At 55.0% G+C, this 11,050-nt stretch carries 8 protein-coding genes and 1 pseudogene; 2 read left to right on the top strand and 7 right to left on the bottom strand.

The genetic code is table 11. The features are described from left to right. Nucleotides 1-76: 76 nt before the first annotated feature. Both ASE63_RS26645 and ASE63_RS26640 read right to left on the bottom strand, forming a co-directional pair. Nucleotides 77-1,054 carry a reverse transcriptase domain-containing protein gene (locus tag ASE63_RS26645; protein WP_082609992.1) on the bottom strand — a complete coding sequence of 326 codons (978 nt, stop codon included), beginning with the start codon at nt 1,052-1,054 and terminating at the stop codon, nt 77-79. Between the two features lie 196 nt (nt 1,055-1,250). After that, a complete protein-coding gene (locus ASE63_RS26640; protein WP_082609991.1) occupies nt 1,251-1,469 on the bottom strand; it encodes a helix-turn-helix transcriptional regulator in 219 nt (72 codons plus the stop codon). A gap of 541 nt (nt 1,470-2,010) precedes the next feature. Between ASE63_RS26640 and ASE63_RS15650 the strand changes: the two genes are divergently transcribed. Next, nucleotides 2,011-2,706, top strand: a complete 696-nt coding sequence (locus tag ASE63_RS15650; protein WP_056802911.1) for a recombinase family protein — start codon at nt 2,011-2,013, stop codon at nt 2,704-2,706. An 852-nt stretch (nt 2,707-3,558) separates the two neighbouring features. Here ASE63_RS15650 and ASE63_RS26635 read toward each other — a convergent pair. After that, nucleotides 3,559-6,795, bottom strand: coding sequence for a metallophosphoesterase (locus ASE63_RS26635; RefSeq protein ID WP_162261785.1), 3,237 nt, complete (start codon nt 6,793-6,795; stop codon nt 3,559-3,561). Between the two features lie 505 nt (nt 6,796-7,300). On the opposite strand from ASE63_RS26635, the pseudogene ASE63_RS28450 reads away from it, so the two are divergent. Then, a pseudogene (locus ASE63_RS28450) lies at nt 7,301-7,465 on the top strand (transposase); the annotation flags it as partial. Nucleotides 7,466-7,562: 97 nt separating this feature from the next. Here the strand turns inward: ASE63_RS28450 and ASE63_RS15640 are convergent. The 4 genes from ASE63_RS15640 to ASE63_RS15625 are packed head-to-tail and all read right to left on the bottom strand — an operon-like array spanning nt 7,563 to nt 10,940. After that, a complete protein-coding gene (locus ASE63_RS15640; protein WP_056802906.1) occupies nt 7,563-8,240 on the bottom strand; it encodes a GntR family transcriptional regulator in 678 nt (225 codons plus the stop codon). Between the two features lie 14 nt (nt 8,241-8,254). After that, nucleotides 8,255-9,133: an ABC transporter permease gene (locus ASE63_RS15635; protein WP_056802903.1), complete on the bottom strand. Its 879-nt coding sequence runs from the start codon at nt 9,131-9,133 to the stop codon at nt 8,255-8,257. Next, entirely contained in the window at nt 9,130-9,930 is an 801-nt protein-coding gene (locus ASE63_RS15630) for an ABC transporter ATP-binding protein (RefSeq protein WP_056802899.1), read from the bottom strand. The genes ASE63_RS15635 and ASE63_RS15630 overlap by 4 nt, the downstream gene beginning before the upstream one ends. Then, nucleotides 9,927-10,940, bottom strand: coding sequence for an ABC transporter substrate-binding protein (locus ASE63_RS15625; RefSeq protein ID WP_056802895.1), 1,014 nt, complete (start codon nt 10,938-10,940; stop codon nt 9,927-9,929). Before ASE63_RS15625 ends, ASE63_RS15630 begins: the two co-directional genes overlap by 4 nt. Between the last annotated feature and the right edge of the window lie 110 nt (nt 10,941-11,050).

Genomic DNA, 11,050 nt, shown 5'->3' with positions numbered 1-11,050 from the left:
GAAACCAGAACGGGCAGTCTCACCGAAACCGGCTCAAGGGGGTCAAAGTTGGACGCCGATCCCCCGCCTCAAGGGGTCAAACTTGCACGCCGAAACACACTTCGACGAGTTTGCGGCTATCGGGAACGATCTCGGTCTGCTCAGTCATAATCGAGCGCCGATAGCCATATCCTACGCGGTCAAAGCCGCTGCGAGCGTCCACTTCATGGACCACCATTCGGAAGGACCCGGCAGGGTGCGTTCTGATGTAACGCTCAAGGATAGCACGAGCTGCGTCACGTTCATCCTCGTTTCGAGCTAAGACTAAGATGTCGTCGCTGTAAACGAATAGCCGAACGTCCATGGAGAACGTTGCCGGTAGGTCATTTAGCAGGAGTGCGAAAATGACGGATGAAGAAGCAGCGCCTTGAATTAACCCCGCTGATCCCTCCGATGGTAGGATCCATTGCAAATCTTCGTAAGTGTATCCGGCAGCTACCTCCTTTTTCCAGTCGTGCCTAAACCTCCTGCTGTCGTAAACGAGGTTATTTCGTATTACGGGGCCCGGCAGGGGTGTATTACGCAATATTGTCAACGCGTTAGCGCTAGGAAAAGCGTTGCAAATGTCAGCAGAAACGCCAAATCGATAGCCTGACCGAAGGGCCTCGCATATCTGTGCAGCCTCGCGGTCACGACCGCGCTTCTTAAGAAGGAAGAGATGCTCGCCAAAACTAGAGCTACATTCGATGGCTTCCTTCAGTATTATCTGACGCATACGGCCGTAAGGCGTAAGACGGTAGACCACTCTGAAGCCGCCGGTTCGCTTTGGGATCCGCCAACAGAAGATTGAGCTCTGATCGGGCTCAAAAATTTCGAGATGGCTAACTGCCTTTTCGATCGCAGCGGCATCAGCTTGTCGGCCAAGCTCGCGATAGGCCGCTTCATATTTGACTGCGTGATTTCGGAGATAGGACCGCAGAGCGGATTTAAGCGCGTTCCGCCTGTCGGTGTCGCGAGCCGATCGAATGTTCTGCCGTGCGCGATCAGCTCGACGGGTTGCTTCCTCGAAATCCATCACCGGCTTCCTCCGCTAAGAATCGAACATAGGATTCAGCCGATCGCCGTTGATGGCAATAGTAAAAAACTGTGCAAACTTACGATAATTCTGGAATAGGAACCGCGTTCGCCACAAAAAATCCAATATGTGATCGTACTCGCGTAATATTCGTTGCAGGTCACCTGCAATATCCTGTTCTAAAGTCCTTTTATAGCTACGAGCCAACGTCCTTGCTCAGGAGCTTGGGCAGCTCGACACCCAGCGCCAATGAGGCGTGCCATAGAGTTAGGACAGTCGGGTTTCTGCGGCCGGTTTCGAGACCGCTGACATAGGCGCGGTCCACACCCATTCTCACCGCAACCTCCTCCTGAGAGAGACCTGCGGCAAGTCGATAGGCTCTAACGTTTTCTCCAACCAAACGGCGCACGTCCATTGCCCGAGGTGAACGTCATGTGCAGTATGGTGCTACGCACTATAGTGCACGAAGGCCGGCTCGGAGGTTGAAATGAGCGATCAAGCTCGCAAGCCCCTCAAAGGGCCACTTAAAAATATGTCCGAAGCTGATCTCGCCCGCGCTTATGCCGGCGATCGGCCCCTTCGCGAGTCGAAGAAGCCCTTCTTCCAGCGAGATTGGGTGCACCTCGTGGCAGCCGTAGCCGTTATGGCCGGATTGTATAGTTTGACACTAATTTTTCCAACTAAAGTATACGATAACGTAACCGCCAGTAACAGTGATCGTGAACTAGAGCGTATATCTCGATTGTCCCCGTATGATCGGTGCAAAGAAATCGGCTATAGAAATGGAGCTTCCGGATTGGGGGGATTAAAATCTGTTGAACAGCTCTGCATGAAATATAGGTGACATTAATATTACAATCCCGGGGCATGATCTCTGTTTTAAAAAGCAGATTTGCAGGTACCTGCAAACTCGTCCAAACATATGCAACCACCGATGCAAATAACTGGACAGCCAAATGCCCGCCGGCCGATACATCGCCTACTACCGCGTCAGCACGGCCCGGCAGGGGCGCAGCGGCCTAGGAATCGAGGCCCAGCGGCATGCGGTCCATAAGTATCTCAACGGCGGACAGTGGGCGCTTGTCTCGGAAATCGTGGAGGTTGAAAGCGGTAAGCGGTCGGATCGACCTCAGCTAGCTGCTGCACTCGCTGCTTGCCGCCTGCATAAGGCGACGCTCGTCATAGCTAAACTCGATCGGCTCGCCCGAAACGTCGCCTTCGTATCAACGATTATGGAGAGCAATGTCGATTTCGTAGCCGTCGATTTTCCGACCGCAAACCGCCTTACGATCCATATTCTGGCTGCGGTAGCCGAACACGAGGCTCTTGCCATTTCTGAGCGCACAAAAGCTGCCCTAGCAGCGGCTAAGGCGCGCGGCGTGCGGCTGGGCGGGTATAGGGGCCGCTCCGGCACTAGCGCCGACTGTGAGCGCGCTAGGGCTGCGCAAACGGCAGCTGCCGACCAGCGCGCCAGCGACTTAGCTGGCACCATCCACGCAATCCAAGCAGAGGGGTATCGATCGCTGCGTGCGATTGGTCTGGAGCTAACCCGACGGGGCATCCCGACTTTGAGGGGCGGGGCCTGGTCCAGTAGTCAAGTTAGCAACGTCCTCGCTCGGATGGGAGCGATGGAAAACGGAGGTAGTACCTAAGAGGCCGGGGTATCGGTAAAGGTGTAAAAAATTCTGGCGAATTTTTTGAGTTTCCGGGACACCCCGACATGTAGGGCATTGCACTCATAATTTAGTGTATTACAGTGCACTATCTATTATACGGTATTACCATAAATCCATCGAAGTATCTTTATATTATTCGTACAATGTGACGTTAATTCGATTGTGAGTCCAAATACGTCATCGTATTGACGTTAGAAAAGATACATAATCCCATTTCGTTGCTGCGTTCTCGCCCATCAATTAAGATGTCAAAATTCTCTTCTAATTAGCGAATTCGACGAAAGCGGCCTATCGACTTTTCCGGTACATGCAAATCATGCTTCGAAGTCCCTAGGCAGCATAGCTGGCACGCGGGTGTGATAGGCCGACACCCACTTGCCGGCGTCGTGGGTGATAATCGTCCGGACGTGACGTCCTCGCCCTTCTCCGGGTTGCGCTATTGCTCAAATACCGGCGAGCCAGGGGTGCGGTCATGCCGCAGAGGTGATCTGTGAAGCCATCTCATGCGGCGCAATGCCCCACGTATCTCCAGCAGAGTGACAATGAAGGACTCATGCGCTTCGAAGCTAGAACAGCGACGCCGGCCTTGTGCCCGCGCCGCCAACTCCACGTTCTAGCTCGCGCAATCCATCAAAACGCAATCGAAATTCCGACGCCGACCTCGCAGCCGCCTGACGGGGTGGAAAACCGTCCGTCAAAGCCTTCACGACACCCCAACGACATCGTCGTTCAAAGCCCGCGCCATTGCCAACTTCCATGAGGCAGCTTGAATCACTCACGGCGCTCCGGGTCACTTCACAATCGATTCAACCGACCAACGGAATTGCTTTAGCCCTCCAAGCGACGCGTGGTCTCGCTCGCGGTATCTCTGATAGATTTGAATAACCGGCTCTTTGCGTGTTTCGAGGTGCCCATAGCCCTCTCGATTGAATCTGCAATTGACGCCATTCTGTCGCGCTCGGCAGCCGGCAAGGCCTTACTGTGAAGGACAGTCCAGACTCGATCTATGAGAACATTGAGAATTATGACACTCCCTTTATGTTCTTCGATAATTCGTTGCCAATATTCAGGCCATTTCGAATGGAGGTTGTCGAGCAGTAGATTGGCAATAAGCAACCTCCCGAATGAATTAGACTCCTCTCCAGTCAGGATGGATTCATAAACAACCGAAAGTTTGTCTGTGCTTATCTGATAGCAAGTTTCGGCCAGAATCCCAGAAAGACAAGATTGTATTATTATTGTTCTAACTATGCGTCTTTCATCGTCGTTATCAAAGACTGGGCCATGAGGCATCTCCTCGGACGCGTATTTTATTACGTCGTCGAGAACATCAACGTAAATGAGATACACCCGCATAATGCTATCTATATAGCATTGCGTAGCGCGATGCTTCTCCTCTACGTCCGTGAATTCAGAATTCCTCAGTATGCGCCCCATTAGAGAGACGGCGCCCAGATACTCGAGTGGACGGAGACCCTTTACGTCAGACTCGTCATTTGTAGCGAGTTCTTTACCCGACTCAATATTATGAACTCTCGTTTCTTTTAGAGGACCGCTTCCCGCTCTCTTGCGGCTAAGTTTCTTGTCTGCCTCGTCCATTAAGTCATCTATTTGATCAGTTGTTAGTTTCTTTCGACGGATATCGGAAATCTGTTTGCGCGAGATGCCAAGGGCTGACTCAGCGCGAGCGATCTTCAAAAAGTCGGAATGGGCAAATCGTCTGAGCTCAGGCGGTGAGCGCTCGATGATTGCGCGCTCAACCAAGGAAATAAGGCTTGTATTTTCCCGCCGAAGGCCCGCAAGGATTTCTATCTCCCGATTAAATTGTACGAACGAATTGTCGGAGAAAACACGGTTGACCAGTGTTTCGCTCGCTCGCATGGCTCCAGCAAAAAAATATTCCTGGAAGCATCTGTATTTGAATGATATATTCCCGTCCCCGCTCGTCAAAATACCGCAACCGACAAGTTGGTCCAAAACATCACTGGCGTTATTTTTTAAGCCCTTTTGCTTAAAGAATCCAATCAGAAAAATTAAACAGTCATCACGCGTCGAGAATCCGCCGCAATCTCTCAAGTGCACAGAAATTTGCTGTAGCGTAATTTCCTTAGAAGTAGGGTCGAAATTATTGAGAAGCGCACTTGAGAAATCTGCTTTTCCTAATAAATGGTCGGCCATATTCATTAGGAGAACCGCTTCGTTGATACGTTCGAAGCGCCGCTCCTGATATGCCGCCCACAATAGCAGAGCGACTATATAACCTGTCCTTGGCAAGTTGCTCGCGTTCAGCTGATCCATAATTGCATTGAAAACTGGCCCGTCGTCACTCCCGATCTGAGCGCACCACCTCTTGGACAGTTCACGAATTGCTCGGCGCGACAATTCGCCGATTTCCACAATTTGGAAGTGCTGGGAAGCGTCGGGCCCGCCATCACTCGAAGTGAGTGAGTGACCTCCGGAATCCTCAAATATAACGAACCTATTCTTATCATTGGCGTCCAAAAACGCCAGAAAAGTGTCTCTCGAACGTTTGTCGGGGAGTAGAAAATTGTCAATGATGAACAAAAATGTTCCATCGCCCAGAAGTTTTTCGACATCAACAGCATTTTTGAGCGCAGGCAAGTATAATGATATCGCCTTCTTGATCCCGTATAAATTAAGGCCTTTGAGAATTCGGTAGTCAATAACAATAGGAATTCTTTGAGTATCGCATACGCCCTCTGCCGACAAGACAGAAAGGTAGTGGGCAAGGCTTGATTTTCCGCACTCCCGTCTTCCGTGAAAAATATGATTGTGCCTTGAAAGTAAAATTTCCTCCGGTGTAACCGATATGTTCTTTACCTGCCCCGCGGCAGTAGCGTTGGAGGCGTCGATATCATCCGTGCCCCCCTCGCTGGCGTGCCGTCTGCGCTTTAGGGAAAGTGGAGGACAAACAAAGGCTTCCTTAGCACCCAGCCGGAGCTCTGAGCCCAGCTCAGCCATGTTAATGTGGTTGCCTGCTGCCTCGCGGATAATCGGCCTGATCTCGCGGAGAAGGGCATCAGATATGGCGTTGCCGTTTTCGTCTGCCCTACCGACGAAAGGGAGCGTAAGCGCCCCTCCTTTGGCTAGGTTTGAGGCCGCATCGAAGGAGCGCCGGGGCGCGTCAAACCATGACCTTATTGAGAATTCGCACTCTTTATTCTCAAAATCTATTTTTAGATACTGATATCCATTAAAATACTTCCGGCTCTCGTAAAGACATCCTGACTGACTTAATATCGCTGAGCCGGTCGGATTCACCCGCGCCTCCGGTAGTGATTTATGAATATGTCCCGACGCAACGATATCGAAATGGGAGTATATTCGGCTACTTACAGCTGATTCATCGAACTCCGTAAGCCATTCAAAAGGATGGTGAATTACAGCAATCCTAACGTTGCAGTTCTTAATGCTAGAAATTGCAGTATCAACATTGCGTTCGCCAACGAGAAGTCTACGTCGATCGCGATCCCCGTCTTCTCCGGAACAGCGCCAAGCGGAATTAAAACTGGCAATGCCCACCGTAATGCCATTAATCGTCAGCGTCCCGATTGATAGAAGCGGCGATATTTCCGTAAGGTGAGTCTGTAAACTGGCGCGTTTTATAAATTCGGCCCAATTTTCTAATCTGTGAAGAGCCGAATCTTTCCGGGACCCAACTTTATTCAAGCCGTCGATAAAGTGATTGACTTTGTCGACAGTGGTTAGCGTTGATTGTAACCCGGCGTCGATGAAATCAGCATCCCTGACAATCTGTCTCATAATGTCATGATTTCCGGGAGCCATGACCAAGCGGTTAGTTTCTAACTTTGTCGCATCCAATACTCTGTCAAGAAATTCAATCTTGGCTTCGTCGAACAAAGCAGCATCTTCTCCTGCTTGAACCAAATCGCCGCTAAAAATGATTAAATCAGCTTTTAGGCCGAGTTCCGTTTCATTCTGACGGATATCATCAACCAAACCATCTATAATGATTTTTTGGTCATTTGCCTTCTCGCGCGACCAGTGCAGGTCGGACAGATGTAGGATAGTGAGCTGAGCCATAGTTACCACCGAATCGCCAATTGGTAACATTATGAGTTGAGCCGCGAGTCGTGCAACCTGGCGCTTGCCAGCGGACAACGGCGCAGGGAAGGCTAAAAAGAGTTGCGTGGGATACCTGCGCGGGATACATGACAAGGTGGCCCCTGGCAGTGCGTTGAATTTGTTGGTTTTTATTGTTTCGGAGCGCTTCCCCTCAGCTCCACCAAGGCATTTCGTGCGAGAATATGATGGTAGAATCAGGCGCTTACAGAAGGCGCTCTGATTTCTGCGTGCCTGTGCCCCCGCCCAGTCGTGTATCCAAATTCAGACGCACGAGCGGCCAGATTTCGTAGACGTTGAAGAATTAGCCCGCTCGCCGGATGGGTGAATCGAATGCGATCGCTTTTTGGGCTTCCGCTGCCTGTGCGTTCGTTAATCCCTGTCATCTCTGATTCGGAGGGATAACCGAGAGGCTTTCCTTGTCTACGTCGACAAGGGTGCTGGGATCGACCCTCAAGCCCGGCGCATGAACAACCTTCCCGGGCATAAGGGTGACCAAGTCAGGGTCCTTGATCGAGGCCCGGAACGCAATGCTGATGTTCCTGCCGCGCTGCTCGCCCGACATCAATCCAATTGAACTGGCCTTCTCCCAGTTCAAGGCTTGCTCCGAAAAGCCGCAGCGCGAACCATCCCCGCCCTGTGAAACCACAGCGGTGAAACGCTCAAGGCCTTCGCGCCCCAAGAATTCTCAAATGGCTTCAAATTCGATGGGTCTATGCCAACCTAGATCACGAATGTTCTAGAAGGCCATCTTTAAATAAGACCTCTATATTTTCAAATGTCTTCATGTAGTGAGATTTGAGCAAGTCGCAGGCATGTTCCGCAGTCCCGTGCAGGACTGCCTTCATCAATGCTTCGTGCTCACTGAAGCCCTGGCGCTTCTTGTTGCCGTAGGCGTGTGAAACCAAAACGTAGCGCGTTGCGTGGTCGGCAAGGACATCGCAGAATTCGAGGAGCCAGGGTGAGCCGCAATTCGCCAGCAGGGCGCGATGGAAATTGCGGTGCGCATCCTCCCAGTTCCCCCGCTCGTCCGCGTCGTCGGATCGAAATCGTGACAGGCGATGGAGCGCGAGGACAATGGCCTCTTCCCAGCTCTCGGTGCGATTGGCCATCGCTTCCTCTAGCGCCTTCGTCTCGAGCCAGCAGCGCGTGCGCACCAGGATGCGCCAGTCGTCGAGCGCGATCGCCGGTACGGCGAAGCCCCGCTGTTCGTAACGCTCGACGAGCCGTTCCGCCGACAACCGCGACAACGCCTCGCGCACCGCATTGCTGCCGACACCATAGATCCCGGCAATCGACTCGATCCGCAGCTTTTCGCCCGGCCGGAATTCGCCCTTGATGATGTCACCGCGCAGCTTTTGGTAAACTGTCGTCGACAGCGTGGTTTTCTCGCTAACCTTCGCCATACGCATTCTCGGGTTCAAACTGCTGTGCGCGACGTGTTCGCGGAGATGCTGTTAGTCGAACGCTGCCAGAACACGAACCGGTATTGCAGCCAGGAGACCAGGCCGAACATCGCGAGCCCGAGCAGGCTGAGATAGATGATAAGCGAGAATACCCTCGGCGTATCGAGCTGCGAGGCCGCGACCCGGATCAGCTCGCCGAAGCCCGCGCCGCCGCCGAGGAACTCGCCGGCGATCGCGCCCGACACAACGCTGATCGCCGCGATCTTCAGGCCGGTGAAGAATTGCGGCAGGCCGGTGGGAATCTTGAGCTTGACCAGCGTCTGCAGCCGCGAGGCGCCGATGCTTTTGAACAGCATGCGGGCATTCTCGTCCGCGGCATGCAGGCCCGCTGCGGTGCCGACGATGATCGGAAACACCGAAATGAAGGCAGCGAGAGCCACTTTCGACATGATGCCGAAACCGAGCCAGGCGACGAAGAGCGGCGCGAAGGCGAGCTTCGGCATGGTGTCGATCGCGACGATATAGGGCATGACGGCACGTTCGCCGAAGCTGGTCTCGCCGACGATGACGCCGAGCGAGACGCCGATCGCAAGCGCCAGAACAAAGCCCCAGACGACCTCGCTGGCCGTGATCCACAAGGCCGGCAGCATGTAGTCGCCGGAGCTGAGATTGCGGCCGACGAAGCCGATGTCGCGGATCGTGTCCGCGGGCGACGGCAGGATCAGCGGCGAGACGATTCCCGACGACGTGACGCCCTGCCAGAGGCCGAGGAACAAGGCGAGCAGCCCGAGCATCAGGGCCCAGCGCGGGACGTTCGACGTGACGGAGACCTTTTCCGCCCAGACGGTGTCGGCAGGCAGTCCGGCAGAGGATGTTTCGGCGGCTTGGCTCACAGGAAGGCCCCCTTGTCGAGCAACTCGCGGATCTCGCTGACATAGGTTCCGAATCGCGGAAGCGTCCCCATGTCGAGCGTGCGCGGCCGCGGCAGATCGATCGCGATGCTGCGGACGATCCGGCCCGGCCGCGCCGACATCACATGCACGATGTCGGACAGGATCACCGCCTCCGCAATCGAATGGGTGACCAGGAAGGCCGAGGCGTTGCGCTCGCGACAGATGCGCTGCAGCTCCATGTTCATGAAATCGCGCGTGATCTCGTCGAGCGCGCTGAACGGCTCGTCGAGCAGCAGCACGTTCGGTTCCGAGATCAGCATCCGGCAGATCGCCGCGCGCTGCGCCATGCCGCCGGATAGCTGCGAGGGGTAGGTCGCCTCGAAGCCCTTGAGGCCGACGAGTTCGAGCAGGCTCTTTGCGCGCGGGGCCGCAGCCTCGGCCGCGGCACGCCCTTCGCGCACTTCGATCGGCAGGAGGATATTCTGCAGCGTCGTGCGCCACGGGAACAATGTCGCCTGCTGGAACATCATGCCGATATCAGGGCGGGCGCCCAGCACCGGCGTGCCCGCCAGCATGACCCTGCCCTTGGATGGGGGCGTCAGCCCGGCCATGATCTTGAGCAGGGTGGACTTGCCGCAGCCGCTCGAACCGATCACCGCGTGAAATTCGCCCTCGCGCAATGTCAGGTCGACGCTCTCCAGCGCGACGACGCGCTCGCCATAGACCTTCGATACCCTGCTGAGCTCATAGACCGGCCGGGCGAGTTGCCCGGCCGCTTCGACGGCGGCCAATGTCATTTCGGCGCGTTCCAGGCCGCCACGAGATCATTGGAATAGGCTTTGCTGAGGTCGTCGAGCGGCGTCTTGAGATCGCCCGAGGCCAGGAGGGTCTTCTGCCACATTTCCCAGGCTTCGGGACTGTTGTATCCGAAGCCCTTGGCGGGATCGAGCGGCGCCGTAAGGCGGTAATAGACCTCCATCAGCGCTTCGGCGAAGGGCATATTCTCGAGCTGCTGCGGGTTGCCCATGCGCGCATGCTTCAACACCGCAGCCTTGTTGGCCGGGTCGAGGCCGAACTTGCTGCCGCGCACCAGCGCGCGGCCGAAGCGCTCGAGGATGCTGCGGTTCTCGTCCAGGTATTTGCGCGTGACGACATAGCCGTTGCCGAAGAAGGACTGGAAACGCGGCGGCGTCAGCGAGCGCAGCTTGATCCCGCGCAGGCTCAGCGTCGCCGCCCCTGCGGTATCCGAGGCATAGGCGTCGATCGACTTCTGCATGAAGCCCGCCACCGCCATGCCGCCCTCACCCACCGTGATGAACTTGTAGTCCTGCCCCTCCTTCATGCCTTCGGCATCGAAGATCGAGCGAACGAAGGCGACCTCGGCCCCGTCAGCGGTTCCGACGCCAATGGTCTTGCCCTTGAGATCCGTCGGTTTCTGGATGGACGAGGTCTCGGGCACGACCAGGTTGAACTGGCTGCGCGTGAAGTAATTGTAGATGTAGACGAGGTCCTGTCCGCGCGCGCGAGCTGCCATAAGCGGTCCGGGGCCCGGATGGGCCAGCTGAGCCTGGCCCGCGAGCAGCGCCTGGATCGCCGCCGCCGAACCGTTGACGCTGCGTGGCGTGATCTTGAGCTTCTCCTCGGCGAAATAGCCTTCGCCGATCGCCGAATAGACCGCGAAATATCCCAGCCCGCCCGGGCTCGGATAGACGATGGTCAGCTCGTCCGTTGCTTGCGAGAGCGCCTTGGGTGCCGCCAGCGCGAGGGGCAGCGCCGCAGCCCCCGTCATGAACTGCCTACGCTTCATGCCATTCCCCTTGTTTTTGACATGACGAAACGATGCATCATCACAAGGGCATGTCAATTAAATTCATATTCGTCGTGTATGGAGAAAAATCTGCATAATTCTCTGGACAC

Origin of the sequence: Allobosea sp. Root381, assembly GCF_001429395.1 — a bacterium.
GTDB lineage: Bacteria > Pseudomonadota > Alphaproteobacteria > Rhizobiales > Beijerinckiaceae > Allobosea.
This window is presented reverse-complemented; position numbering and strand designations above follow the sequence as displayed.

Bases quoted from the DNA above. Each gene is read 5' to 3' on its own strand.
- ASE63_RS26645 (WP_082609992.1), bottom strand. From the start codon at position 1,054: ATGGATTTCGAGGAAGCAACCCGTCGAGCTGATCGCGCACGGCAGAAC.
- ASE63_RS26640 (WP_082609991.1), bottom strand. From the start codon at position 1,469: ATGGACGTGCGCCGTTTGGTTGGAGAAAACGTTAGAGCCTATCGACTT.
- ASE63_RS15650 (WP_056802911.1), top strand. From the start codon at position 2,011: ATGCCCGCCGGCCGATACATCGCCTACTACCGCGTCAGCACGGCCCGG.
- ASE63_RS26635 (WP_162261785.1), bottom strand. From the start codon at position 6,795: ATGGCTCAGCTCACTATCCTACATCTGTCCGACCTGCACTGGTCGCGC.
- ASE63_RS15640 (WP_056802906.1), bottom strand. From the start codon at position 8,240: ATGGCGAAGGTTAGCGAGAAAACCACGCTGTCGACGACAGTTTACCAA.
- ASE63_RS15630 (WP_056802899.1), bottom strand. From the start codon at position 9,930: ATGACATTGGCCGCCGTCGAAGCGGCCGGGCAACTCGCCCGGCCGGTC.
- ASE63_RS15625 (WP_056802895.1), bottom strand. From the start codon at position 10,940: ATGAAGCGTAGGCAGTTCATGACGGGGGCTGCGGCGCTGCCCCTCGCG.